The organism is Myxococcota bacterium, assembly GCA_039030075.1.
Classification (GTDB): Bacteria; Myxococcota_A; UBA9160; order UBA9160; family SMWR01; genus JAHEJV01.
Window position 1 is genome coordinate 23,611 of sequence record JBCCEW010000036.1, and the last position, 25,470, is coordinate 49,080.

The window sequence follows — 25,470 nt, forward strand, 5'->3', positions numbered from 1 at the left end:
GTCGGGTCGGGACGCTCACCGAACCCCGCCAGACACGCGGGGCGGGTAGGGTCTCAACCTTTGGAGGCCGCCGCGTTCCAGCCTGCGACGAGTTTCGCCGTCTCGTTCACTGCGCCTTCGCGCACGGCGTCGGCCAGAGGGAACGCTTCGGGGCCCGATGAAGCCACGTCTCGCCAGGTCTTCGTAAGCCGCGTGCCATCCGGGATCGCCTCGAGCGCCCAGTCCTCGATCATCGTGAACCCTGCATTCGCTTCGATGCGTTCCCGCGTGAACGGGGGCGCGAGGCCAAACGCCGTCGTGACCTTCACAACCAAGACCTCGTCGTTCGACTCGGCCTCGACGCGCTCGAGCATCGAGGTGCCCATCTCTCCGCGGCACCAGATGGCGCGGCCGGGCTCGAGCACACCGCCGTCGACCGGCGACGGGTAGTAGTCGAGGATGCGCTCGGGCGTGAGGATGAAGGCGCGCACCTGCGCCGGCGTGGCGCGCAGATCGATCACCTCGCGGTGGACGAAGGTCGTGACGGGGTCGCTCATTCGTATCTCCCCACGAGCGCGACCTGGTCGGGAGGCGCGAGCGGCGGTGCCGCGAATCGTCCCCCTGCCTCGAGTGCCGCCTCGATCTCGCCTCGCTCGAACTTCGACATTCCTGGCTCCCTCCTACTCGGACTGGGGAACCGGACCTGCCGGCACCTTGACCTTGTATGGCAGATCCTTGCGGTAGAGCTCCTGATTCAGGACGCGTTTGTAGCCCGTCTTCGCGATTCGCCACGCACCGTCCTCGTAGCGGTAGACGTCGTCGTAGTAGGCGAACATCTCGTCGACGAACTCGTGACCACGGTGATAGAAGTAGTGGTAGAAGGCCCAGATTCCGGTCGCGTCGGTCTGGCTGGTCACCTCGATCTCCGGCATCCCGCACATCCAGTACGCGACCTGCTGGCCGGCGTGATGGGAATCGATGAGAAAGCGCAGCAGCTTCTCGCGGTCATCGAAGACGTACTCGCCGTCCGAATAGGAGGTGGACACGTCTTCCGTCAGCGTCTCCTCGAGCAGGTCGTAGTCGCCCAGCGTCATGGCCCGGAAGTAGCGGTGCTTCAGCGCCTTGATCTCTTCGAGGGCTTCGAGCCGAGCCAGCCGATCGGTGAGGTTCGCATCGGTCATCGCGGTTGCTCCTGGTGGTTCGTGTGCGATCGAGAACGGCGGCCTCGATGTTCGAGCGCGAAGGGTCGGCGGCCCAGGCCCAGGAGGGCAACCCGGGAACCGATGGTCGTTTGACAAGAGATATACAATGTATATATTTAGATCGCGAAACAGAGGCTATTCGATCTCTGATCCTTATTTAGTCTCGTTTGAGATATACAGCGAATATCTTTGAGAGGGAGGAGCGGTCATGGCAGAGCGCAGCGCAGAGGCACCCGTGACCGGGCGCCGACGGTTGTCCCGCCAGCGGGTGCTCGAGACGGCCCTCGACGTCGTGCGCCAGGAAGGCGCCGACCGCCTTTCCCTTCGCGCGGTCAGCCAACGCCTGGGCGTCACTCCGATGGCGCTCTACAACCACTTCGAGAACAAGAACGACCTCCTTGCCGGCGTCCTCGACCTGCTGGTGCGCGAGGCCGCGGCCTTCGACCACGACGTCCCGCGCGACGACTGGCGTGCCTGGACGAAGGAGTCGTTCCTCGGGATGTACGCCTCCCTGCGCGACCATCCCGGTCTCGTCGCACTCACCGTCGGGCTCGACGAGCTGACGCCGGCAACGCGGGAGGCGAGCGGTCTCGCGCTCACGGTTCTCCGCGACGCCGGGTTCTCGGCGGAGGACGCGGTGCGACTGTTCGCCACGCTGAGCCGATTCGTTCTGGGGTCCGTGATGCTGCCGATGCTCCGGGTATCGCCTCCCGAAGTCGTTCCGCAATCCCCTGATGACAGCGTTCGCGCAGGAATCGAAACCATCATCGATGGATTCGCGTTCTCGTCGCTCGTCGAAGCCAGGCTGGGTCGTTCGACGCAGCCTTCCCTCGACTCACCTCGCGTGTAGGAGAAGTCCCAACATGGTCCGATTCAATCGATGGCAACTCGTGCAGGCAGCGACCCTCGTCGCGCTGGCGACCGCCTTTGCGGGTAGCGGGTCAGCCCAGTCGCCGTCCGCCTCGGTCGACGGCGGAGCGGGCACCCCTTCGTCCTTCTACCAGTGGAGCGATTCGGTCCCGACGACAGCCGGCAAGCTGCTTCGTTCCGAGCCGCTGGAAGACCGACTGCAGCTCGAGCAGAGCGCCCGCTCGGTTCGCTTCCTCTATTCGTCCGAGAGCTTCAGCGGAAAGCCGGTCGCGGTTTCGGCGGCTGCGTTCCTGCCGGAAGGAGAGGCGCCGAAGGGAGGGTGGCCCGTCATCGCCTGGTCCCACGGAACCGTCGGCATCGCCGATCAGTGCGCGCCTTCGTGGAGCGGGCGATCAGAGCGAGACGTCAGCTACCTGAACTACTGGCTCGCGAAGGGCTACGCGATCGTCGCGACCGACTACGAAGGCCTCGGCACGCCTGGGCCGCACCCGTACCTCCACTGCGAGGCCGCGGCGAGGGGAAACATCGACGCCGTCGTCGCTGCCCAGGGTCTCGGGTGGGGCCTCTCGAAGAAGTGGCTCGTCACCGGCCAGTCACAGGGTGGGCATGGTGCACTGTGCACCGCGGTCCAAGCGAGCAGCCGGGCTCCGGACCTGGAGTTCGTCGGCACGCTCGCGACCGCGCCCGGAATCGGATTCTTGAAAGCCTATTCCGGCCAGCACACCGAGCGAGACGGGCCGATGCGGTATCTCGGGGTCGTGTTGCTGAACGTGACCGCGATGGAGACCTTCACCCCCACGTTCAGCGCCGAGACGTCGCTCACCGAGCCGGCCCGTGCGCTGCTGCCGCGTGTGCATGAGGCCTGCGTGTTCGAGTTGCTCCGCGAGGGGGCAGCACTCGGGCTGACGACATCGACCACGTTCACCCACGTGCCGTTCTCCGAGACCCCCGGCATCAAGGATGCGGTGCAGCACATGGAGATCCCCGCGGTCCGTCTTCCCCAGCCGATCCTGATCGGCCAGGGCACGGCGGACACGATGACTCCGGTTGCGCTGGCCAACGCCTATGCGCGGGAGCATTGCGAGGCCGGGAGCCAGCTCACCTATCTGGTGTACGAAGGCGAGGAGCACAGTGGCCCGATGAGCGTGGGGCGCGAGGACTTCTCGAAGTGGGTGGAGGGGCGGTTTCGCGGTGAAGTCTCGCCAGGCAACTGTGCGTCGCTCGAGCGTTAGGCGGCGATTGCCAGCCGTGCGCGATGCGGGCTCCGTTCGTAGTCGCAGCCACGATCGAATTCCGCCTCGCTCTTCGAGCCTCGATCTCGCTACGCTTCGCACGTGGAAGCGAATCCGCGCCAGAGTGGCCTCCCAACGCAGGTGAGCGAACTCCCGGTCCTCGCGGAGAACCCCGGCGAGCTACCGGAGAACGAACGCCCCTGGGACCGCTACGCACGGGCAAAGCACGATGCACCGGTGTTTCGCTTCGGAGGGGCGGTCGTCGTCCGGAACCTCGAGGCGATCAAGGCGGTTCTGGCCGACCGTTCGTTTCAGCAGGGCGCCCGGAAGGCGATGGAGCTCATGCCCGGCCTCGACCCCCGGTTCGTCGCTCGCCGCAAGAAGAGCCTGCTCCTTCGAGATGGACCCGATCATCTGCGGATGCGACGGATCGCCTCGAAGTCGAGCTTCAGTCCGAAGAAGAGCGATCGCTACCGGCCGATGATGCAGTCGATCATGGAGCGGTTGACGGACGGCGTCCCGGCGGACGGGGCGTGCGATGCCGTGTCGGTGCTGACCCATGACTACCCGACGCGCGTCATCATCCACGTGCTCGGCGGGGCCGAGAGCGATACAGAGATGTTCAGCGCGCTCGTCGAGACCGTTCTGGATGCCATGACCGGCGTCCCGGCGGCGGTCGAGGAAGCCCTGGTGGCCCACGAACAGCTCGACGCCTTCATTCTGGATCTAATCGAGGAGAAACGCACGTCTCCTGGGGCGGATCTCATCACTGATCTGGTTCAAGCCGAGACGGAAGAGGGGACGCTCAGTGCGGAGGAGGTGCTGAACACCGCGGTTTCCGTCATCACGGCGGGAACGGACACGACGCGGAACCAGCTTGCGATCGGGTTGCATCTCTTTGCCGATCATCCTGCGCAATGGGAAGCGCTGGCGGACGAGTCGAGCCTCGAGGCGGCCGCCCATGAGATCCTGCGGTACTCCCCGCTCGCCCATGTCCTGTTGCGGACGTCCGATGAGAATGCCCGAGTCGCCGGGGTCGACGTGCCGGCCGGTACGATGCTGGTCCTCGACATCGGCGGAGCGCAGCGCGACCCGGCGGTCTACGACGACCCGAACACGTTCGATCTCGGACGGCCCGAGCCGGTCGACCATCTCGGGCTCGGCTTCGGTCACAAGTACTGTTTGGGGGCGAGTCTGGCGACGGCGGAGATCGTGGAGGCGTTGCGGGTCCTACGCCGACGGTTCGCCTCGATCGAACACGCGGGCGTGACCCGATGGAAGAGGGCGGGGTTCGTGAACGGGCCGCTCGAGCTGCCGCTGCGCCTGACGTCCCCCGAGCGGTAGGTTCTCCAAGCGACATGACTAGGGCCTGGGGCGCCGCCTTCTACAACGTCGCGCGAGGACGGCGCTAGAACGACAGCAGCGGTCGGACTTCCCGGCCGAAGCGCTCGATCTGCGCCTTCAGCGTCTTCCCGGTGGAGGTCAAGTCGAGCACGAAGTGCCGGCACCCCGCTTCGTAGAACTCGTTGTACCGCGCGGCGACGTCCTCGGGGCGGCCCAGGGCGCAGTACTTCTTCGTCGCGCGCGAGAAGTCCATCGCGTAGCGCATGCTCAGGTGGGCGTTCGCGCTCTCGAAGGCTTCTTCGTAGGTGTCGCCGATCTGGGTGAAGAGCAGGTCTCCGGTGCCGAACACGTCGATCTCCCGCCCGGCGCCCGCGGCGGCCGCCTCGATCGTCGTGAGTGCATCGCGATACATCTCGGGGGTGACGGAGTAGCCGATCCATCCGTCGGCCATGGCGCCGGAGCGCGTCAGCGCCGCCTTGGACCGTCCGCCGGTCCACACCGGCGGGCCAGGTGCGGAGGTGGCGGCGGGCTTCAACGTCAATTGGTCGAAGGGGTAGAAGCGTCCTTCCGGGTTCTCCACCGTCTCGCCCGTCAGGAGCTGCTTGAGCAGCGGGATGCCCTCGGACATCCGCGCGCCGCGTTCGGAGTGCGGGACTCCGCAGGCCGCCCACTCGTTCGGGAACTCGCCCCCGACGCCGGCGCCGAAGATGAAACGGCCGTCGCTCATGATGTCGAGGCTGGCGACCTGTTTCGCCAGGGGGACGAGGTGCCGGAGCGGCATCAGGTACACCGCGGTGCCGAAGGTGAGCTTCGTGCTGAAGGCCGCGGCATGCGACAACTGCACGAACGGGTCGAGCAGGGGTAGGGGGAACTCGATGTGATCGCCGACCCAGATCGAGTCGTATCCCCAGCGCTCCGCGAGCTCGACGGTGTCGCGCGCATCGCGTGAGTCGCGCATGCCGCAGATGAATCCGAACTTCGCTCCCGACTCGACGCTCAGGGCCATCTTCACGGTCCTTTCCTGAACGGGATGCGCTCTCAGCGCTTGCGGACGTGCATGCGCAAGGGGAGGTGTTTCACCCCACTGACGAAGCTCGACATCATACGCTCGACGGGGCAGACGGGGTGACGCGGCAGCGCCCTCCGATCCTCGAAACCGACGCATGTGTGCCGACTCGAGCCGATCCTGCTCGAGCCGCTAGACGGACTTCCAGGTCGTCTGTAGGTTGGGGAACCCCCGAGGCTTCTTCGATGCGCCGTACGCTCCTGCTGGTCCTGTTCCTGCTCGCGCTGACCTCCCACTCCGCCCATGCCGCTTGCGGTGATGGCGGGCTGATCGGGTACTGGCCGCTCGACGGCGACGCCGCGGACGCCAGTGGCTGCGGAAACGACGGCACGGTGACCGGCGCCGTGCCCGCCGCCGACGCGCTGGGCAACCCGGCTGGCGCGCTGTCCTTCGATGGCATCGACGACATCGTGGGCCTGGGCACGTCGGCCACCCTCAAGCCGAGCCTTCCGGTGACGGTGTCGGTGCTCGTGAATCACAGCTGCCCCAATGGGGTGAACTGCTGGATCTTCGAGAACGACGCGAACCTCACGCAGTACTCGGGCTTCTCCTTCCTGATCTCGACGACCAACGTGCTCTACGCGCAGGTGGGGGACGGCGGCTCGCCCTCGTCGTTCAGCCGGCGATCGGCCGTCGCGCCGGTGACGATTCCCTCGAGTGCCTGGGTCCATCTGGCCCTCGTCGTGCGCTCACCCACCGACTTCGAGTACTTCATCGACGGCGTCCGCGTCGACCCGGACACCATCGTCTACGATGGCACGGGATCCGGCCTGGTCTACCTGGGCCAGCAGGCGCAGATCGGGTTCGGCGCGGGCTCCTTCACCGACCCCTTCGTCGGGGAGATGGACGAGGTGCGCTTCTACGACCGCGCCCTGTCCCAGAGCGAGATCGTCGCCCTCGATCCGCGCGTGGCGGCCGCCAACACGTCGCCGCTGGTGGCGAGCGGCACCCAGAAGATCAGCGACACGGACGGCTTCCTGAGCAGTCCGGGCACGCCGGGCGCGAACCCGGGCGGCCTGCTCGCCGACGGTGACCGTTTCGGCAGCGCGACCGCGCCGCTCGGCGACGTCGATGGCGACGGCGTCGAGGATCTCGCCGTGGGGGCCTTGTTCGACGCCGACGGCGGGGCGCTGAGTGGATCCGTGTACTTGCTCCTGCTGAACGCCGACGGGACGGTCAAAGCCCGTACGAAACTGTCTGCGACCAGCGGCGGCCTCGATACGGCGCTCGCCACCGCGGGCCTGAGCCTCACCGGGAGCCAGTTCGGCGCGGCGGTCACCTCCTTGGGCGATCTCGATGGGCCCGGCGGCAGCGACTTCGCGCTCGCCGTGGGCGCCTTCGAGGACGACGGCGGCGGGAGCGCCCGCGGCGCGGTCTACGTCCTGTTCATGGACGCGAGTCCGCTGCAGGTGGCGTCGCTCGTGAAGATCGGCGACGCGAGCGGTGGCTTCCCTTCGGCGGTGCTCGACGACGACGATTTCTTCGGAAGCGGGCTCGCCGCGGTGGGCGACCTCGACGGCGATGGCCGCACCGAGCTGGCCGTGGGCGCTGCGGGGGACGACGACGGCGGGAGCCTGGCCGGCGCCGTCTACGTGCTCTTCCTGGGAGCGAACGGCGAGCTGGCATCGCCCCCGGTGAAGCTGGCCACGCCGGCCGCGGTTGGCGCGCAATGGGGCTCGGGCATCGCCGCGCTGGGTCCCTTCGATGGCGACGCACTGCCCGACCTCGCCGTCTCGGCGCCCCTCGATCGCGGGAGCACGGGCTCGATCTGGCTGGTCCCCCTGAACGCCGATGGAACCGCGAAGGGGTCGGCTGTGGAACTCAGCGTCGCGACCAGCGCGGTCCTCGATCGACACCTCGAGTCGGGAGATCGGCTGGGCCTGGGGCTCGCCACGCTTCCCGACCTGGACGGAGACGGTCGGGTCGAGCTGCTGGCGGGAGCCAGCCGCGACGACGACGGGCACCCCGACGCGGGCGCTGCCTACGTCCTCCACCCGACGCCAGCCGGCACGCTGACGGTCGTCGACAAGCTCTCGGAGCGTTGGAACTGTCTGGGCGACGTGCTCGCGCCGAGCGACCTGGCCGGCATCGGCGTCGCGCCCATCGGAGACCTCGATGGCGACGGCACCCACGAGGTGGCGCTCGGCGTGCTCCTGGACGACGACGGCGGCTCGAACCGGGGCGCCGTTCAGGTCGTGAGTTTGGAGCGGCCGATGGTCACGAGCCTCTCCGCGCTCTGCGTCACCCTCGACTACGAACTCGGCGTGAATCGCGCTCCGAGCGAGTCGATCGCGCTGCGTCAGGGGGTGAGTCCGATCACCGGTCTGGTGGCTTCCCCGGACGTGTTGACCCTGCCCGCCTCCGTTCTCGGCACCACGATGGGCACGATCCAGAGCCCCTTCCTGAGCCTGCCGAGTACGGGCGCTGGCGATGTCGCCTACACCCTCGCGCTGGGGAACCTCACGATTGGCCCCACCGGGCCCTCCAGCGCGGTCGCGGTCCCCACCGGCGTTCCCGCCTCGCCGTGCACGGTGGCGTGGCCCGGAGACACCTTCGGGCGGATCGATGGAGGCGGCCACCGGGGCCTGGGCGCAGTCCTGGGAAACGTGCAGATCGAGGTGCTCGGGATCTTCGACCTCTCGTTCGCACAGTCGGTCCCCGGAGTCAGCACGGCGACCAACTGTGGCCGACTGGGAGGGGTCGAGAACCGCATCGCGGGGCTGCCCTGGACCGATCGCACCGCGACGGTTTTCTACCGCACGGGCACGGCGGGCTTCGGCGATGCGCCGAATGCGTCGGCCACCCGACGCGGTCTTCACGCGCGGGCGCCTGGAGGCGCAGGCCACCTGAGCGTCGTCACGCCGATCGTTCTCCAGTCGAACGTCAACGAGGACTTTCCGAGCTTCGCGCGCGTCAACGTGACGCTCGTGCCCGAGCCGGTCACGGCCGTGACGTTGGTGGCCGGGGCGCTCGTTCTCCTCGTCCTGGCCGCACGCCGGCGCTGACAGACTCCAGTGTCGGGGTCACGAGCCGTTTCGGTTGGCACCCGAACGACCGCGACACCCCAGGGGCCCGTCTCTAGTCTTCGATCCACGGACTCTGTCGTAGCCGATCGATCACGAAGTCGACGAACCTCGAGACTCGAGTCGGAACGAAGTTCCGTGACGGGTAGACCATGTTGATCTCGATGGGGTCGCCTTCGAACCTCTCCAGGACGACCTCGACGTCTCCGTTCTCGATGTCCCCGGCATAGAGCCAGACCGGTGCCAGGGAGACCCCTTGTCCCGCGAGTACCGCCTCCCGGGCCGCGGAGGGGCTGTCTACGAGGAGTCGGCCATCCACTGGAATCGAGATCTCGCCGGTACGGGCGCGGAAGGACCAGAGTCGAAACGGAGAGATACAGCGGTGAACCGCCAGGTCTTTCGGATGTGACAACTTCGGGGTTCGCGCGAGGTAGTCGGGAGACGCGACAGCGACGCGCCGCGCGTTTCCGACACGACGAGTGACCAGCGAGTTGTCCGGCGGTGCACCGACTCGCAAGCCCACGTCGATTCCCTCGCCGACCAGATCCACCCACCGATCGGTCATCGTGAGATTCAGGGTGAGTCCCGGGTTCTCGTCAAGGAATCGCTCGAGATGCGGAACGACTTCTTGTGATCCGAGCACCGTTGGCAACGTCACGCGAAGCTCCCCGCGCGGCGCCCCAGAGGTTCCGACCGTCGCCTCGGCTGCCTCGAGTTGATCGAGTACCAAGAGGCATGCGCGGTAGTACTCCGAGCCTTCCTCGGTCAGGCTCAGTGTCCGGTTCGATCGCTGGATCAAACGCACACCGAGGTGCTCTTCCAGGGCCGCGATGTGTTTGCTCACCGTGGATTGGTTCATGCCTCGCGCGGTTGCCGCGCCAGAGAAGCTCCTCGTCTCGGCGACGCGCGCGAAGGTGGTCATCCAGCTGAATCGGTCCATATTGCGCGATTCCATTCTCGAATAGGAACCATTCCAAGGTTCCGTCTTTACGTCTCAGCTGGAATTGTTGAAGCTTCGGACGTGCCGACGCAACCAGGCACGCTTTGGAGGGAGATCCGCTCGATGCCCTATCGAGTTCTCAGCGGGGTCGTTGGTGTGCTGCTCGTGCTCGGAGGGGGCGTCTTTCTCATGGGCTTTCTCAGCGCCATGGGACCGGGGGGTACCGTGGACGGGTCACTCTCCCCGCTCGGCCCGAACGGTGTCTACTTCATGGCATTCACGGCGTGCGGATTGATCGGATGGGGTGGCGGCCTGATCGGAGTCGCACGCGAACCCGCGCTCGGACGCACGGTGGGCACCTTCACGATCGTCGCGATGATCCTGATGGCCTTCTACCGGTTCGTGGGCTGGTTCCTCGGTGACTTTGCCCATCTCGGCGTACTGCCTCGCGTCGAGGCATGGATCTTTCTCGCGATCGCGCTCGGCTTCGTGTGGTTGCGACCGCCTGCTCCAGAGAGGAACGCCGCATGACCCGTTGGATCTGGACGTTTGCCATTCTCGTCATCGCAGCGCTGACGATCATCGCGCCGAATACGGAGTTTGGTCGCCGGGGTAGCGACGCAGCAGTCCGCAGCGATGCGCCGTCGGCGTGGAAGGCCGTCGGTCAGTCTCTCCCGGAACTCTCGCTGCAACACCTCGACGGAACACCCTTCGACCTCTCGAGTCTCGCGGGGCATCGGGTGCTCCTCACCTTCGAACGCAGCGTGGATTGGTGACCCTTCACCAAGGCGCGGCTGGTTCAGCTGCGGGATGCATTCGAGAGTCACCCGGATGTCCACATCGTTTGGGTCATGGCGGACAACCAGGTGACACCCAAAGCACTCAGCTACATCGACGGCATGGGGCTACGCCAGCGCGTCCATTTCGCGATGGATCCCGAGAGCCGTGCGATCGATGGGCTCGGGCTGCGAAGGCCGAACCCCGAGCCCATCGAGGAAGGGGTTCCCCACCCTACGACATACCTCATCGATCGAGAAGGCACCGTGCGATTCGTCGACGTGCGCGAGGACTTCCGACTCTGGCTCGATCCGAGCGCGATCCTCAGCGCGCTGGCTCGACTGCCCACCCGTTAGCGATCGCTTGCTCATCGTCGGCCAAGTCCTGCGGTAGAACCGACACGAACGTGTCGCCTCGCCGGGCGAGTGACTGCCGCGTCGAGGGCAGCTTGTGCTAGGCGCGGCGGCGGCTGCGCATGGCAAGCGCGAAGACGCCCGCGAGAAGCTGGAGGGATGTCGCGGGCTCGGGAACGGGGACGAGTTCCTGCCAGAGCGCGATGTCGTTGCCCTGGCTGAAGAGGTTCGCGACCCCGCCCGGTGTGACAACGACGAGTTCGCTCGCGAGCACCTCGCTTTCGTAGCTCCAGCCTGCGGGCAGATCGAGCCCGCCAAGGCCGCCCACGACGGTCGGGTCGTAGGTGGCCGTCGACGCTCCGTCCATCGAGAAGAGCACGAACTCGGTGCCGCTCGTGTCCGTGACCGTGTGCAGGACGCTCCCGGCGTCGTAGGTGAGGGTGGTGTTTCGGGCGACCTGGGGGCGAGCGAACGCGCCCTGGGCGCCGAATCCGATGACCGTCCCGCTGAGCACCCGAGCGATGAACTCGTGGTCGTCGCCAGCGATCTCGGGGACCAAATCCAGCGAGGCGGGGGTTCCCAGCGGCGGCGCCGGCGCGATACTGACCGTCTCGTCCGCGATGAGGTATCGCGGGTTGATCGCCGTCGAGTTCTTCTCCCAGCTCGGCCCGGGCAGGGGCGCCGCGAGGTACTGCTCGAACGTGCAGTTGCAGAGGTAGACGTTCCGGGCGAACGGGTTCTCGCCCGTCAGCTCGCGGAGTTCGGGGTTGAGCGTCAGCGCCGAGGCGGAGCCGGGGAGCCCCCCCACCAGGAGGGCCGGTGCGAGGAGGAAGGCGGCGACGATGGAAACGAGTCGAAGCGGGAGCTTCATCGAGGGATCTCCAATCTCGTGAGTTCGTAAACAATTGAAAATCTGATTCTCAATAGTTTAGAATCAGAACACAAGCGATTTTCCAGGGGATCCATGTCAGATCCGACCCACGAGCTGGGCGAGTCGCCCGAACCGGAGCGGGACGGGCGGAAGCGGCGCCGGCAGCAGAGCCGCGAGGCCATTCTCCGCGCGCTGGCCGAGGCGATCGTCGAGCCCGACTTCCAACCCAGCCCGGAGTGGCTCGCGGCGCGCTCCGGCTACAGCATCAGCACGATCTTCCGGCACTTCGGCGGGCGGGACGGTCTGGCCGCTGCGGTTCAGGACCTCGTGCGGCAGCGCGTGGACGAGCACTTGTCGGGAGGCCCCCCTGAAGGGGACGTCCGCACCCGCGTCGCCGAACTCGTGCGCCGCGTCAGCGCAGTGTTCGAAACCGCGTCGCCCTTCTTGCGGGCCGTCGAGCCGGATCGCCAGCGGATGATCGGCGACCGCGCTCGCCACATCCTCGATCTCCGGGTCCGGTGTCAGATCGACGATGCCCTGGCACAGGAGCTCTCGGCGCAGCCCGCCGACACGACCGATCTCCTCGCGACCGTCCTCTCGGTGGGCGCTTGGGGCCACATGCGTGCCGCACAGGGCCACAGCACCGAGCGCGCCGCCGAGCTGATGGAGGCTGCGGTCCTTCGCCTGCTCGGCGTTCCGGTGGAGACTCCCCGAGCCTGAACCGGCAGCGCGGTGGGCCGGTCCCATCGGGCTCTGCCCGCGTCGCCTGCCACCGGATCGGGTCGCCTGGGCTGGTCCGAAGAGCGCTACCGGCGCGCTCGCCTCCGAGGCGGACCGCGTCGACGCCGGCGCGGGCAGAAACCGCCGAAATGGAGGGCGTTCACGATACCGCCATACGTTCTTTGATTCGTCACAGAAACGACACATGGCGACAGCAGCATGCGCGCGTCCCGACCCCCCGGTTCGAGTGACGTTCGCTGGGGGTCTCAACCGAACACTGGGGGGTGATCTCTTGAATCCCATGCTGTCGCCGGGCTTCGCGGCTCGCGCACTCTGCGTCTTACTCTTCGTCCTCGCGACTCCGGCCCTCGCGGCCGACCGCCACCAGGAGCTCCTCGACGCACTGCTCGAGAACGGGTCCATCACCCAGGAGCAGCACGACGAGCTCTCCGAAGAGGAAGAGCGGAAGGCCGAGGAAGAAAGTGCGAAACGGGACTCGGCGGACCTGCCTCCCGTCGGCGCCGGCCCGGACGACGAAGTCGACGAGCGGGTCAACGAGGAGATCGCCCGGGCGGTGGAGCGGGTGCTCGAGCGGGAGTTCCCGATCAAGGGGAGCTACGGCAGCAAGGGTTTCCGTCTCGAGACGCGCGACGGCAACTGGCAGACGAACCTGCAGTGGCGCTTCCAGTTCCGACTCACGCACCCCTACACGGGCGATCCCCGGCAGGTGGCCAACTTCAATTCCTCGCAGGAGCGCACGAGCTTCGACGCGCGACGTCTGCGCATGAAGATCGGCGGACACGGCTACCGGCCGTGGCTGAAGTACTACTTCGAGATCGATCTCCAGCCTCTGCGCGACGCCGACGACTCGAGCGCGAGGTCGAGCGCGCGCGTGATCGACTGGCGCGTCGACATCGCGAAGTTCGAGAAGATCGCCCTGCGGCTGGGTCAGTGGAAGATCGACTACAACCGTGAGCGGGTCGATTCCTCGGGTCGCCAGCAGTTCGTCGAACGGTCGATCGTCAACCGGATCTTCACGATCGATCGCCAGGTCGGCGTCTCGCTGCGTGGGCGCCTCTTCGCGGGGACGCCCGCCGATCTCCGCTACTACGCCGGCATCTTCAACGGCGAGGGGCGGGGGACCTCGAACGACGACAACGAGCTGATGTACGTCGGCCGGATCCAGTGGAACTTCCTCGGTCGCGATCTCGCCCTGCGGCAGACGGACGTCGAGCGCACCGAGAAGCCCACGGGCAGCCTCGCCTTCGGCGCGGCGCAGACCCGTAGCCGCTGCACGCGCTGGTCTTCGAGCGGCTGCGGCAACCTCGACGGCTTCGCGGCCCCGGGCGCCGCCAACCTCCGGCAGTTCGAGACGCGCCAGGCCGTGCAGGAACTCGCCTTCAAGTGGCAGGGCTTCTCGTTCCAGCAGGAATGGCATTGGAAGCGCGTCGAGGACAAGGCGATGAACACGGAGAACGACCTCTACGGGTTCTACGCCCAGAGCGGCTACTTCTTCCACGAGCTCTTCGAGGTCGTCCCCGAGGAGCTCGAACTCGCCTTCCGCTACGCCTTCGTTCGCGAGCCGAACGCGACCTCGAGGAACCGGAGCAACGAGCGCCAGGAGTTCACCCTGGGCGCGAACTGGTTCTTCTGGGGCCACAACAACAAGATCACGGCCGACTGGTCCTACCTGACGCTCGACGACGACGTGCTCCGTCGCGACGTCTTCGACCACCGCTTCCGGCTGCAGTGGGACATCTCCTTCTGACGTCGGACTGCGGCCTTTTCGGGCCTGCGCGCTAGCCGGGGGCAGCCTCTTCGCGGGGCTGCCCCCGAGCCGTTGCATCCGGTGCTTGAGCTAGCATCCGGACGTGTTCACCTACCTCAACCCCAAGATTCGCGAGCGCCTGATCGACGAAGGCAAGCTCGTCCGGATCGGTGCGCAGGGGCAACTTCTCGACCCGCGGGCCCAGCCCCCCTCGGACGCGTTGGCGTTGAACGTCCTGGGCCCGATCCCGCTACCGATGGGGATCGGAGAGCATCCGGAGACGGTGGACTGGTACGCGGCGGTTCGCAGCACCGAGCTCGGAGAGGTCGAGTCTCTCGCCGGTACCCTCCGCAAGAGCGGCGGCCAACATCTCTTCTCGATGCTGGCGTCGTCGATGGCGGTCAACAGCGTGCTCGTCGTCGGGAACCCCAAAGCCGCCGAGTCTCCGCTGGTGCGGGTGCACTCGAGCTGCCTCACGGGTGACGTCTTCGGCTCGCACCGCTGCGAGTGCGGCCCCCAGCTCAGCGCGGCGACGGATCGGATCACCACCGAACCCCAGGGCGGCATCCTCGTCTACATGGCCGGGCACGAGGGGCGCGGCATCGGGCTCTGGGCCAAGGCGGCCACCTACATCCTGCAGGACGAGGGCGAGAACACCTATCAGGCGAACCGGTCCCTCGGGCTCCCGGACGATTCCCGCGACTTCAGCGACGCGGGGGCGCTCCTCCACTACTTCCTCGGCAACCGGCCCTTCCGCTTGCTAACCAACAACCCGAAGAAGATCGAGGACCTCGCCGCCTTCGGCCTCGAGCAGATCACGCGGGTGAAGCACGTCACCGGGGTCGGGGACTGGAACCGCCGCTACCTGAGTGCGAAGCAGGACTGGGGGCACAAGATCGATTCGGACGATCTGGAGCCCGAGAGCTAGCGCTGCGCCCTCGCTTCAGCTCTTGGGCTTGAGGCGGTGAACACTCGCCGAGACCGGCTCGAGGGGCACGACCTCGTCGACCGAGAGCTCGAAGCCTTCGAGCCCCACGATGCGCCGCGGACGGTTGGTCATCAGGCGCATCCGGTGGATCCCGAGGTCCGACAGGATCTGCGCCCCGACGCCATAGTCTCGCAGCCGGTCCGAGTCTGCGCGCGGAGGTGCGGCGTCCATGCCCTTCTCGAGGGTTCGTTGGAGGAGCTCGCTGATGCGTTCGCCACCGCCGGGCTGCCCGATCAAGACGATGGCACCGCGGCCTTCCTCTTGAATCCGGCACATCGGCGCCTCGAGCACCGTCGGCCGCCCGAGGTCCGGGAGGTAGCCGTTCATGGCGGACATCGCCTGCATCCGGACCAGCACCGGCTCCCCACTCCCGATGTCGCCCTGGGTGAAGACCACGTGCTCGATCTCGTCCGGGAGGCTGCGGTAGACGATCGAGTGGAAGGTGCCGTGCAGGAAGTCGATGTCGAGCTCGACGTGGCGCCGGACGAGCTTCTCCTTGACGCGGCGGAACGCGATCAGATCCGCGATGGAGATGATCTTGAGGTCGTGCTCCTTCGCGAACTGCTCGAGCTCCGCGCGTCGCGCCATACTGCCGTCGTCCTTGAGAATCTCGCAGATGACGCCGGCCGGCGTCAGACCGGCGAGGCGGGCGAGATCCACGGAGCCCTCGGTATGGCCCGTGCGCACGAGCACGCCGCCGTCCCGTGCGATCAAGGGGAAGATGTGGCCCGGGCGGGCGAGGTCCCGTGCCGTCGACTTGGGGTCCACGGCGACCTGAATCGTGCGCGCGCGGTCCGCGGCGCTGATCCCTGTCGTGACACCCTCGCGGGCCTCGATCGACACCGTGAAGGCCGTCTGGAACTGGGCCGAGTTGTTCCCGACCATCGGCGGGAGGTCGAGTTCGGCGGCGCGCTCCTCGGTCACGGTGAGGCAGATGAGCCCGCGCCCGTGTTTCGCCATGAAGTTCACCCACTCGGGAGTGATCTTCTCGGCGGCAATCACGATGTCGCCCTCGTTTTCCCGGTCCTCGTCATCGACCACGATCACGGGTTTGCCGCGCTGGATCTCCTGGATCGCTTCATGGACGTGGTCGAGCGGCATGGGAGGCCTCCTTGGCGAGCCGGTCCGTGGCTGCGCACGCGAAGCTACCACGGTTGGCGAGTGAGGTCCGCGGGTGGCTCGAAGGCCAGCGAGTGTATCGGGCGCCTTCAGTCGATCGTACGCACGTTCTTGGGCCAGGGGTCGCGGAACCGCTTTCCGCGTTGCCAGGCTGCGATCTCGTCGTCGGTGCAGAGGGCGTTTCGCAGGGCAGCGGCGAAGGCCTCGCGCTCCGCGGGGAGACCGATGAGCGTGAGCTCGTTGCGACGATCCCCGAAGATCGGGTGCGCCGTTTCGAGCTGCCTTCGGAGCACCTCGGCTTCCTCGCGCGTGAGTTTCCCGTAGCGGTTCTCAGCCGCCTCGACGGTCCAGATGCCCGTGAGTTCGAGGTCGATCTGGCTGCCGGACTGTTGCCAGAGGAGGACGTCCTCCGGTCGAGAGGCGAGCCACAGGAATCCCTTGATGCGGTACAGGCCGGTGCCGAGCTGGCTTTGGCACGCGTCGTACAGTCGCTGAGGATGGAAGGGGCGCCGGTCGCGGAACACGATCGCCTCGACATCGTCCGCGGTGGCGGCTTCAGGGCCGAGGCGGAAGCGTTCGGCTCGGCGCTCGAGCTCGCCGGGCTCGGGCGCCCGTGCGGAGTCGAGCTGCGCCAAGCGCAGCCCGCCTTGCGCCGAGAGCCCCACCGTGGCCAGCGGTTGGAGCTGCTGCAGGGTACGCACCTGGGCATCGACCACGGACCGGGGAAGGGTGTCGACCTTCGTCAGGAGGATCACGCTGGCGAAGGCGAGCTGCTCGACGAACAGCTCGGCGGCCCGTTGGAGGGCGACGTCGCTGGATGCGGCGGCTTCGCGGGTGAAGACGCGACCATCCGCGAAGTCGCGGTGCAGATTGAGCGCGTCGACCGTCACGATGAAGTGGCGCAGGGTGAAGCGTTCATCCTGCGTGAGCGCCGAGATGAGCGGCCAGGGCCTCGCCACACCCGTGCTCTCGCACAGGACATGCGGCGGCGCCGGGTCGAGGGTTGCGATCTCGGCCAGCGTGCGGCCGACGGAGGCGTGGAGTTGTTCTCGGGCGTGCACTCCATGCAGGGCGGCCACGCGATCGACGAGACAACCCATCTCCGGTGTGGCGTTCTCGTCGGAGAGGAGTCCCGCATCGAGGCCGAACTCGCTGAGGTCGTGAACGATGAGTGCTGCGCCGCGCAGCGCCTCGTCGCGGCGCCAACGTCGGAGCAGGGTCGTCTTTCCCGAGCCCAGGAAACCGCAGGGAACCGTGACGGGCAGTCTCTCGGAAGTGCCCATCTGCGGCTACTCCGTCCGCTCGTCGTCTATCGGGGCCATCCTTCCGCGAACCTCCCTCTCGAGCCGCATTCTCGCATAGGGCATCATGGTTGCCTCTCTGGCAGCGCCGCGTGTGCCGCCCTCGGCTCAGGTCTTTGGAAGCGTGTTGCTCGATCGGCCCCGACGCTCCCCAGCACGATCGGCGTAGGAAGCCTCGCAGATCTCGGGACGGGGCAGTCGCTATGGACCGTCGGATGCGTTCGCACTTCGTCGCGCAGCGCGAATCAGCTGTTGGATGGACTCTTCGCGTTCGCCGCTTCTCCACGCGAGCTGCAGCGGGAGTTCGACCTTCAGGTCCCGGGCCGAAACGAAGTCCACGAGCTTGGGGGGCCGCATCCGGTTGGCCGAGTTGGCGAACCCGATGCCAACCCCAGCCGAGACCAGGCTCAGCATGGTCTGTTCGTCGCGGGTTTCCTGGACGATGTTCGGTGACAGCCCGGCTCGCTGAGTCGCCGCCAGGATCCGGTCATGGTAGTCAGGGGAGGTCTTCCTCCGAAAGAGGACGAGCGGCTCCGTGGCGAGATCCCGAAGGCGAAGGTCCGTGCGACCGCGCCAGCCGCGACTCCGAGGGACGGCGAGCACGACGTCGTCTCTTTGAACCAGGAGGGACCGGATGCCCCCGGGCCTGGGCCCGAGGAGATAGGCGAACCCGGCCCCGACTCGGTGCGCTTCGAGCTGATGGACGAGCTCGGCTGCGAGCAGGGGCATCAGCTCGATCGTCACGTCAGGGAACTTCGTACGGTAATGACGCAGCAGCCGAGGCATCACCCCTCCCCACGCTGCGTTCTCCGCGTAGCCGACACGCAAGAAGCCGCTCTGGCCCCGGGCCACTTTCTGGGCCCTGCCACGCGCGGCTTCCGCTCGCGCGAGGATCTCCCGGGCCTCCCTCAGAAACGCCTCGCCCGCGGCCGTCAGTCGCACACCTCGGGGCAGGCGCTCGAAGACCTCGCAGTCCAGATCCTCCTCGAGGCTCATGATCTGCCGGCTGAGCGCGGGTTGGGCAATGTGCAGCCGCCCAGCGGCGCCCTTCACGCTCCCTTCCTCGGCCACCGCGACGAAGTAACGGAGGTGTCTCAGTTCCATTTATACCTTCTAGGCATCGCACCTATGCAAAGAAAGCATTTTACGCATATCGAGAGCTGGCGTACATCCTCTGCGTGCATTCAAGGGAGAAGGGACAGGAAGCATGAGCCAGCGATTGAACTTGCAGAACACACCCGACCCGACGGCGATCGAGGCCGAGCGCGTCCGCTTCTCGAACCGGGGCGTCGAGTTGCAGGGGGTCGTGTACAAGCGGGCCGACGGCGGCCATGTCCGTCCGGGGGTGATCACTGCGGGCGCTTGGACCGCGGTCAAGGAACAAATGTCCGGGACCTACGCCCGCGAGCTCGCCCTGCGCGGTTTCACCGCGCTTGCCTTCGACTTCACGGGTTGGGGCGAGAGCGGAGGAGAGCTCCGATTCGTCGAAGACCCGGAGGTGAAGACCGCAGACCTCCATGCGGCCGCCGACTATCTGGCAGGCCGGGCCGACGTGGATGCCCACGACATCACGGGCCTGGGAATCTGTGCGTCGTCCGGATACATGGCGGAGGTCGTCGCCGACAACCGCCAGCTTGCGCGGCTGGCGCTGGTCGCTCCGTGGCTTCACGACCGCTCGATCGCCGAGGAGGCCTACGGTGGCGCCGCGTCGGTCGCGGGGCTCATCCAGGCGACGGAGGCAGCAGAAGGCGCTTCGGACCCGCTGATCTTGACGGCAGCGAGCCTGACCGACGAGACAGCGCCGATGTATGGGGCTCCCTACTACACGGAAAGAGACCGCGGCCTGATTCCCGAGTTCGACAACAAGTTCAGCGTGCTCACCTGGAAGCCGTGGCTCACCTACGACGGGCTCGCGTCGGCGGAGCGAATGACGAAGCCGGTGCTGATGGTCGGTTCGCCCTCGATGGCGCTTCCTGTCGGCGCAGAGGCCTACGAACGCCGCACGAAAGCCCCTCTCTCGAAAGTATGGCTCGGGGAGGACGTCAGCCAGTTCGATTTCTACGACCAAGCGGACGTTGTCGAAGTCGCGACCGATGCCGTCGCGAGATTCGTCCGCGGAGAGGGCTCGTGATACCTCGGCGCTCGCTCGGAGGCTTGCTGATCGCGCTCCTCGCTGGGTGTGCCCACCCCGGGGGCGCGGTGTCACCCGACGAGGCGGCGGTCACCACCATCGTCGAGAGCGTCGCTGTCCTGGCCGACCGCGGGGAGTTCGACGCCTTGTCTCGCCTCTACGCCGATGAGTTCACGCTCGACTATTCCTCCTTGAACGCCCAGCCGGTGGCGAAGAAGACGCCGCTCGCGCTGATGGCTGAGTGGGCCAGCGTGCTGCCGGGGTTCGACCGGACACGACACGCGCTCTCCGGCGTTGCAGTGGGGGTGAGCGGGGACTTGGCCACTGCTCGTGCCGATGTCACCGCTTCTCACTGGATCGGCGGGGACGTCTGGCGCGTGAGTGGCCGCTATCACTACGCGCTGCGGAAGAGGAGCGGTCGATGGAGGATCACGTCCATGACGTTCACGCTGGGTAGGGAGGAGGGCTCGAGAGAGATTCTCCAGGTGGCATCGGAACTCGCGGCGTCGAGGGACTTGCCCGGAAACCACCGAGTCCGGGCCGAGCGGAACAAGCAGACGGTCCGTCGTTTCTTCGGGGCGCTCGACGCCGAGGACATGAGTGCGCTCGTGGACCTGTTCACGGAGGACGCGGTCCAGCGGAACCCCTATCACGGTGGTGTTTTCCCGCCTGAAGCCCGAGGCGAACAGGCATTGCGCGAATACTGGACTCCGTTACCTGCGAGCTTCGACCGAATGCGCTTTTCGGTCGACGCGCTGCTCGCTACCGAGGACCCGGACCTGGTCTTCGTGACCTTCCGGGGCGAGATCACCCTGAAGAACGGAGCCGGACTCTACGAGAACCACTACTACGCCACGTTCCGCTTCGACGATGCCGGTCGGATCGTCGAGTATGTCGAGGTCTTCGACCCCGTGGTGGCTGCGCGCGCGTTCGGTCGGCTCGAGGAACTCCGATAGACGCTTGGAGCGGGCGCAGAAAGACGAGGTGACGAGTTCGCCGATGGGCTCAGCTGACGAGCATTCCGCCGTCGCAGCTGATGACCTCACCCACGGTGAACGCCCCCGCGCGCGAGCTCAGGAAGATCGCGAGGCCCGCGATGTCCTCGGGCGTTCCGACGCGCCCTCGCGGGTTGCCGGCGCCCAGCGCATCCCAGTCGGTGCCTTCGACGTCGCCGCCCGTCCCGACCCCGGTGCTGAGCATCCAGGTGGGGAAGGGGCCCGGCGCGATCGCGTTGACGATGATGTTTCGCTTCACGAGGCGCGCCGCCATCTGCTTGGTGAGCGCGTGCACGGCCGCTTTGGAGGGACCGTAGGAGAAGGTCTCGAAGACGGGCGTCTTGATGCCGTCGATCGAGCCCACGTTGATCACGCGCGCCGGGTCGTCGGCCGTGCCGGCGGCTTCGAGCAGCGGCAGGGTCTGCTGGATCAGGAAGAACACGCCCTTGACGTTCGTGTCCATCACCTTGTCCCAGCCGTTCTCGGGGAACTCCTCGACGGGAGCGCCCCAGGAGACGCCGGCGTTGTTCACGAGGATGTCGAGCTTCTCCTCGCGCTCTTTCAGGAGACCCGCCAGCTCCGCGGCGCCCTCCCGGTCCGAGACGTTCGCCGGCAGGGAGATGCACTCGCCGCCGTACGCCTCGCTGAGTCGCTTCGCCGTGGCGTTGCACGCCTCGGCCTTCCGGGAGCTGATGTACACCTTGGCACCGGCTGCGAGGAAGCCCGCGGCGATCATCTCGCCGATCCCTCGCGAGCCGCCGGTCACGAGAGCGACCTTGCCCTCGATGGAAAAGAGGTTCTCGAAACCCATGGCTGGCTTCCTCCTGATTGGGTCCTTGGCGCGGTGGAGGATGCTAGACGATCTGGGCTCCGAGCGGACGCGGGAGGCGCAGCCCGTTCCGGTCCTAGCGGCGACGGTCCCCGATCAGTCGAGCGGGGGGCGGCGCTTCCAGTGCTCCGTGGCCTCTTGAAAGGCGTAGGCCAGCTGGAGCACGCCAAAGTCGTCGTGGTGTCGGCCGACGATCTGGAGACCGACCGGGAGCCCATCGTCGGTGAAGCCGGCCGGGACCGAGATCGCAGGGTGGCCGGTGAGCGTCACGTAGGACGCAGAGCGCATCCAGTCGATGTAGTGCTTCATCGGGACGCCCTCGATCTCGGACGGGTACTCGAGGTCGACGTCGAAGGGCGGGACCTGGTTCACCGGGAGCATCACGAACTCCACCTCTTCGAGGAGGGCGGCAAAGCGGGCGTGGACGGCGCTGCGCTCGCGCTCCGCGCGCAGCAGGTCCGTCGCTCCCAGGTCGTCGGCGAGCGCCAGGTTCCAGCGGATCGCGGGCTTGAGCGCTTCGCGGGCGGCGTCGGGAAGGCCGGAGAGGCCGGATGCAAAGAGGAGGGCACGGAAGGTATGGAACGCCTCGTTCGCGCCGCTCCAGTCCATCTTCGATGCCTCGATGACCGCACCCAGCGACTCGAGCACCGGAATGGCTTCTGCTACGACGCGCGCGACACGCCGGTCCACGGGCAGTCCGCCGAGATCGGGGTCGAAGGCGATTCGCACGCCGCCGAATGAGCGCTCCAACCCGTCGCGAAAGTGCGCGCCGGGCGTCTCGAGAGAGATCGGCGACCGCGGGTCGGGGCCTGCCATGGCCGAGAGCAGAAGCGCGGTGTCCTCGACGGTGCGCGCCATCGGTCCGAGGACGGTGAACGCTTCCCAGGCCATGTGCGAGGCGGGCACGTTCGGGACGCGCCCCGGCGAGGGACGCAGCCCCACGACATTGTTGAAGTTGCCCGGGTTGCGGAGCGAGCCGCCCATGTCCGAGCCGTCGGCGATCGGGAGCAGGCGCGCGGCGAGTGCGGCCCCGGCGCCGCCACTGGAACCGCCCGCCGATCGGGTGGTGTCGTAGGGATTGCGGGTCGGCCCGAAGACCGGGTTGAAGGTGTGCGACCCCGCGCCGAACTCGGGCATGTTCGTCTTGCCGATCGTGATCGCCCCCGCCGCGCGTACGCGCTGGACCAGCAGGTCGTCTGCTTCGGGCACGTGGTTCGCCAGGAGCGGAGAGCCCATCGTCGAGCGGATCCCTGCGGTCTGGACCGCGTCCTTGTGCGCGATCGGGAGCCCGTGGAGGGGCCCGAGGGATTCGCCCCGCGCCTGCTTCTCGTCCGCCTCCGCGGCCGACGCGCGCGCCTGCTCTGGCACGAGCGTGACGATGGCGTTGATCGCCGGATTCAGGCGCTCGATCCGCTCGAGGTGTGCCTCGAGGAGCTCGCGCGCCGAGAGCTCCCCGGACGCGACGAGTGCCGCGAGCTCGCAGGCGGTCTTTGCGCAGAGCAGCTCGTCCACGGCCCGAGAGCGTACCCGCCGCAGCCGATGCGCGCCGTGGATGGGTGTCGTCGCGACACGCCGGAGATCTCCGTCTCCTCGAGACCCGGACCACGGCAGGAACCGAGGGCGACCCGGAGATCTGGAAGGAGCAGGGTGGCCGTCAGCGAACGGCCTACGTCACCGGATCCAGCTCCGCCAGCGCTGTGCGGAGATTGCGATGGAAGTGGACGATCGCGGTTTCGAAACGCCCGAAGGTGAAGTGTTCGTTCGCGCCGCTCTCCATGGTCCGTTGGATGCTCTGCACGAGCGCGAGGTCTTCCGGGGCGCCGGTCTGCGTCACGAATTGGGCGTCCCGTCTTGCTGTTTCGATCGCTGCGGGTTCGCCGCCCGTGGGTGCGAGGGAATAGGCGATGTTGCGGGTTCGGCCCGGCGCGAGCGGCTCGTGTACGACCAGGATGGTGTGGCGCGACAAGACGGTGACCAGGGCGTTCGGAAACAGGTGGTAGACGTAGGTCACCCGGCCATCGATGCGACGCTCGGCCGCCGGGATGTCGGCGAGCTTCTCGATGCGTCGAAACGGGAAGGTCACCCGGCTGTTCCGACCACAGTGCTCCACCACGTTCAGGTTGTCGTAGCCGTAGGGATAGAACGTCTCCGGATGGCCGTAGCGGATGTGGTAGCCCTCGATGGCTCCCTCGATCGAGACCTTCCAGTTCGCCTCGACCTCGTTGTCGTGCGCATCGATCAGGTCGTGGTCGGCCGTGATCAGGTCGGGCAGACCCTCACCGGGTTCTTGCTCGCTGGGCTGTCCCGTCTGGGTGACGAAGACGATGCCGGCGCGCTCCTGCGCCAGGACCGGGACGAGGCCGTGGTTGTCCTTCTCGAGCCCCGGAAACCCGCGCTCGTGGGGGACCCCCGCGAGTCGACCGTCGAGACCGTAGGTCCAGCCGTGGTAGGGGCACTGGAACGCCTTCGCACAGCCCATCCCGCTCGCCACCTCGGCTCCCCGGTGGCGGCATGCGTTGCGGAAGGCGCGGACCTGGCCGTCCTTCCCCCGCACGGCCAGGATCGGGACGCCGGCCGCCTGGCGCGCGACGTAATCGCCGGGCTGCCGGAGCGCCGCGGACGGGCAGAAGGGTACGGCCACTCGGCGCAGCACGCTGAGCTCTCGAACGAAGCGCTCCTCGCTGCGATAGTGCTCGACCGGCTCGCGCCATACCTCGTCGCCGGTGTCGGTGGTTCCGTTGCGCACGTGCGAGAGGACGCGCTCCACCACGGCCTGGTCGTTCATGAAGCTGCTCATGGCGCTGCTTTCCCTTCGCAGGCTCAGTCCGCGGCGGCCAGGAGCAGCGCGATGGTTTCCTCGTCGACGCCGGCTTCGGCGAGCACCTCGCGCGTGTGGGCACCGAGCGCAGGCGCCACGGCGTCGCCCGCCATCGGGTGCCGACTCAAGCGCAGCGGCGGGCCGACGGTCCGGAACTTTCCCCACTCCGGGTGGTCGACTGTCGGGAAGCTGCCGTTGGCCGCGGCCTGGGGATCGGCGACGCCCTCCGCCACGGTTCGCACCGGTGCCCAGATCAGGCGTTTCCCGGCGAAGTGTTCGCTCCACTCGGCGAGGCTGCGGCTGGCGAAGACGGCGTCGAGCTGCTCGATCAAGGCCTTCGAGTGCTGGAAGCGGCCCACTGCATCCGCGAAGCGTTCGTCCTCGAGGATCCGACGCTCGCCGAGCGACTCGCAGAACGTCTTCCAGTAGCGATCCGACTCGATCATCACCAGGAAGAGCCAGCGCCCGTCGCCGCACTGATAGTGGTTCCACAACGGGTTGCGGGCCTCGCGCCGATCGTGGCGCGGGGGCGACTCGCCGGTGGCCAGCGCCACCGCCGCATCGTTGCCCTCGATGTAGAAGCCGGTGTGCTGCAGCGAGACATCGATCACCTGGCCGTGGCCGTCCCGGTCGCGGGTCCGCAGCGCAGACAGGATCCCCACCGACAGCGACAGGCTCGCCGAGTGATCGCCCATGCCGGGTCGTTGGAAGGCGGGCGGCGCGTCCGGCTCGTGGAGCTGGTCCATCAGGCCCGTGCGCGCCCAATAGCTCGAGTAGTCGAAGGCCGGGGCGTCGGCCTCCGGGCCTTCCGGCCCGTAGCCGGACAGGCGCGCGATGATCAGCCCCGGGTGCTTCGCATGCAGGCTCTCGGGGTCGAGGCCGAACTTCGCCTGGCGCGCGGGCAGCAGGTTCGTGAGCAGCACGTCGGCCTGGTCCACGACCCGGTGGAGTGCCTCGACGGCCTGCGGCAGCGCGAGGTCCAGCGTCAGTGAGCGCTTGCCCCGGTTGTCCATGTGGAAGTGGGGCGCTCCGGCGAAGTCGCTATCGAAGCCCGCCATCCGCGGGAGGCTGTGGCGATAGATCTCGCCCCACGGCACTTCGATCTTGATGACTTCGGCGCCGAGATCGGCGAGGAGCGCGCCAC

The 25,470-nt window shown here is 67.4% G+C and carries 24 protein-coding genes; 12 read left to right on the forward strand and 12 right to left on the reverse strand.

Annotated features, from left to right (window positions below; translation table 11 throughout):
- Nucleotides 1–53: 53 nt before the first annotated feature.
- Both AAF430_24760 and AAF430_24765 read right to left on the reverse strand, forming a co-directional pair.
- Nucleotides 54–536, reverse strand: coding sequence for a hypothetical protein (locus tag AAF430_24760; GenBank protein ID MEM7413467.1), 483 nt, complete (start codon nucleotides 534–536; stop codon nucleotides 54–56).
- A 123-nt stretch (nucleotides 537–659) separates the two neighbouring features.
- A complete protein-coding gene (locus tag AAF430_24765) occupies nucleotides 660–1,160 on the reverse strand; it encodes a nuclear transport factor 2 family protein (GenBank protein ID MEM7413468.1) in 501 nt (166 codons plus the stop codon).
- 229 nt (nucleotides 1,161–1,389) lie between these two features.
- Here AAF430_24765 and AAF430_24770 point away from each other — a divergent pair, with 229 nt between their 5' ends.
- The 3 genes from AAF430_24770 (at nucleotide 1,390) to AAF430_24780 (ending at nucleotide 4,627) form a co-directional block, all read left to right on the forward strand.
- Nucleotides 1,390–2,031, forward strand: coding sequence for a TetR family transcriptional regulator (locus tag AAF430_24770; protein ID MEM7413469.1), 642 nt, complete (start codon nucleotides 1,390–1,392; stop codon nucleotides 2,029–2,031).
- Between the two features lie 13 nt (nucleotides 2,032–2,044).
- Nucleotides 2,045–3,283 (forward strand): lipase family protein, encoded by a 1,239-nt coding sequence (locus AAF430_24775; GenBank protein ID MEM7413470.1) that lies wholly within the window; start codon nucleotides 2,045–2,047, stop codon nucleotides 3,281–3,283.
- A gap of 102 nt (nucleotides 3,284–3,385) precedes the next feature.
- The gene (locus AAF430_24780; protein MEM7413471.1) at nucleotides 3,386–4,627 is read left to right on the forward strand and encodes a cytochrome P450; all 1,242 of its coding nucleotides are present in this window, start codon (nucleotides 3,386–3,388) and stop codon (nucleotides 4,625–4,627) included.
- Nucleotides 4,628–4,691: 64 nt separating this feature from the next.
- On the opposite strand, the gene AAF430_24785 is transcribed toward AAF430_24780, so the two are convergent.
- Nucleotides 4,692–5,633, reverse strand: coding sequence for an LLM class flavin-dependent oxidoreductase (locus tag AAF430_24785; protein MEM7413472.1), 942 nt, complete (start codon nucleotides 5,631–5,633; stop codon nucleotides 4,692–4,694).
- A gap of 245 nt (nucleotides 5,634–5,878) precedes the next feature.
- Here AAF430_24785 and AAF430_24790 point away from each other — a divergent pair, with 245 nt between their 5' ends.
- Nucleotides 5,879–8,698, forward strand: a complete 2,820-nt coding sequence (locus AAF430_24790; GenBank protein ID MEM7413473.1) for a LamG-like jellyroll fold domain-containing protein — start codon at nucleotides 5,879–5,881, stop codon at nucleotides 8,696–8,698.
- Nucleotides 8,699–8,771: 73 nt separating this feature from the next.
- Here the strand turns inward: AAF430_24790 and AAF430_24795 are convergent, their stop codons facing one another.
- A complete protein-coding gene (locus AAF430_24795; GenBank protein ID MEM7413474.1) occupies nucleotides 8,772–9,671 on the reverse strand; it encodes a LysR family transcriptional regulator in 900 nt (299 codons plus the stop codon).
- Between the two features lie 108 nt (nucleotides 9,672–9,779).
- Between AAF430_24795 and AAF430_24800 the strand changes: the two genes are divergently transcribed.
- From AAF430_24800 to AAF430_24810, 3 genes are all read left to right on the forward strand, one after another.
- A complete protein-coding gene (locus AAF430_24800; protein MEM7413475.1) occupies nucleotides 9,780–10,187 on the forward strand; it encodes a hypothetical protein in 408 nt (135 codons plus the stop codon).
- The gene (locus AAF430_24805; protein ID MEM7413476.1) at nucleotides 10,184–10,432 is read left to right on the forward strand and encodes a hypothetical protein; all 249 of its coding nucleotides are present in this window, start codon (nucleotides 10,184–10,186) and stop codon (nucleotides 10,430–10,432) included. Before AAF430_24800 ends, AAF430_24805 begins: the two co-directional genes overlap by 4 nt.
- A gap of 75 nt (nucleotides 10,433–10,507) precedes the next feature.
- Nucleotides 10,508–10,789 (forward strand): hypothetical protein, encoded by a 282-nt coding sequence (locus AAF430_24810; protein ID MEM7413477.1) that lies wholly within the window; start codon nucleotides 10,508–10,510, stop codon nucleotides 10,787–10,789.
- Nucleotides 10,790–10,886: 97 nt separating this feature from the next.
- Here AAF430_24810 and AAF430_24815 read toward each other — a convergent pair whose 3' ends face one another.
- Entirely contained in the window at nucleotides 10,887–11,657 is a 771-nt protein-coding gene (locus AAF430_24815) for a hypothetical protein (GenBank protein MEM7413478.1), read from the reverse strand.
- Nucleotides 11,658–11,750: 93 nt separating this feature from the next.
- Here AAF430_24815 and AAF430_24820 point away from each other — a divergent pair, with 93 nt between their 5' ends.
- From AAF430_24820 to AAF430_24830, 3 genes are all read left to right on the forward strand, one after another.
- On the forward strand, nucleotides 11,751–12,377 hold the full coding sequence (locus AAF430_24820; GenBank protein MEM7413479.1) for a hypothetical protein: 627 nt from the start codon (nucleotides 11,751–11,753) through the stop codon (nucleotides 12,375–12,377).
- A 301-nt stretch (nucleotides 12,378–12,678) separates the two neighbouring features.
- Nucleotides 12,679–14,145 carry a porin gene (locus AAF430_24825; protein MEM7413480.1) on the forward strand — a complete coding sequence of 489 codons (1,467 nt, stop codon included), beginning with the start codon at nucleotides 12,679–12,681 and terminating at the stop codon, nucleotides 14,143–14,145.
- 103 nt (nucleotides 14,146–14,248) lie between these two features.
- Nucleotides 14,249–15,073, forward strand: a complete 825-nt coding sequence (locus AAF430_24830) for a GTP cyclohydrolase II (GenBank protein ID MEM7413481.1) — start codon at nucleotides 14,249–14,251, stop codon at nucleotides 15,071–15,073.
- 15 nt (nucleotides 15,074–15,088) lie between these two features.
- Here AAF430_24830 and ribB read toward each other — a convergent pair whose 3' ends face one another.
- The 3 genes from ribB to AAF430_24845 all read right to left on the reverse strand — a co-directional run bounded on the left by ribB (nucleotide 15,089) and on the right by AAF430_24845 (nucleotide 18,657).
- Nucleotides 15,089–16,234, reverse strand: a complete 1,146-nt coding sequence (ribB, locus tag AAF430_24835) for a 3,4-dihydroxy-2-butanone-4-phosphate synthase (GenBank protein MEM7413482.1) — start codon at nucleotides 16,232–16,234, stop codon at nucleotides 15,089–15,091.
- A 107-nt stretch (nucleotides 16,235–16,341) separates the two neighbouring features.
- Nucleotides 16,342–17,535 carry a GTP-binding protein gene (locus AAF430_24840; GenBank protein MEM7413483.1) on the reverse strand — a complete coding sequence of 398 codons (1,194 nt, stop codon included), beginning with the start codon at nucleotides 17,533–17,535 and terminating at the stop codon, nucleotides 16,342–16,344.
- Nucleotides 17,536–17,754: 219 nt separating this feature from the next.
- A complete protein-coding gene (locus AAF430_24845) occupies nucleotides 17,755–18,657 on the reverse strand; it encodes a LysR family transcriptional regulator (protein MEM7413484.1) in 903 nt (300 codons plus the stop codon).
- Between the two features lie 103 nt (nucleotides 18,658–18,760).
- On the opposite strand from AAF430_24845, the gene AAF430_24850 reads away from it, so the two are divergent.
- Nucleotides 18,761–19,684 carry an alpha/beta hydrolase gene (locus AAF430_24850; protein ID MEM7413485.1) on the forward strand — a complete coding sequence of 308 codons (924 nt, stop codon included), beginning with the start codon at nucleotides 18,761–18,763 and terminating at the stop codon, nucleotides 19,682–19,684.
- Nucleotides 19,685–19,707: 23 nt separating this feature from the next.
- Nucleotides 19,708–20,640 carry a nuclear transport factor 2 family protein gene (locus AAF430_24855; protein ID MEM7413486.1) on the forward strand — a complete coding sequence of 311 codons (933 nt, stop codon included), beginning with the start codon at nucleotides 19,708–19,710 and terminating at the stop codon, nucleotides 20,638–20,640.
- A gap of 49 nt (nucleotides 20,641–20,689) precedes the next feature.
- Here the strand turns inward: AAF430_24855 and AAF430_24860 are convergent, their stop codons facing one another.
- From AAF430_24860 to AAF430_24875, 4 genes are all read right to left on the reverse strand, one after another.
- A complete protein-coding gene (locus tag AAF430_24860) occupies nucleotides 20,690–21,490 on the reverse strand; it encodes an SDR family oxidoreductase (GenBank protein ID MEM7413487.1) in 801 nt (266 codons plus the stop codon).
- 114 nt (nucleotides 21,491–21,604) lie between these two features.
- The gene (locus AAF430_24865) at nucleotides 21,605–23,020 is read right to left on the reverse strand and encodes an amidase (protein ID MEM7413488.1); all 1,416 of its coding nucleotides are present in this window, start codon (nucleotides 23,018–23,020) and stop codon (nucleotides 21,605–21,607) included.
- 154 nt (nucleotides 23,021–23,174) lie between these two features.
- On the reverse strand, nucleotides 23,175–24,305 hold the full coding sequence (locus tag AAF430_24870) for an SRPBCC family protein (protein ID MEM7413489.1): 1,131 nt from the start codon (nucleotides 24,303–24,305) through the stop codon (nucleotides 23,175–23,177).
- 23 nt (nucleotides 24,306–24,328) lie between these two features.
- On the reverse strand, nucleotides 24,329–25,470 hold a 1,142-nt coding region (locus AAF430_24875; protein ID MEM7413490.1), incomplete at its 5' end, for a CoA transferase.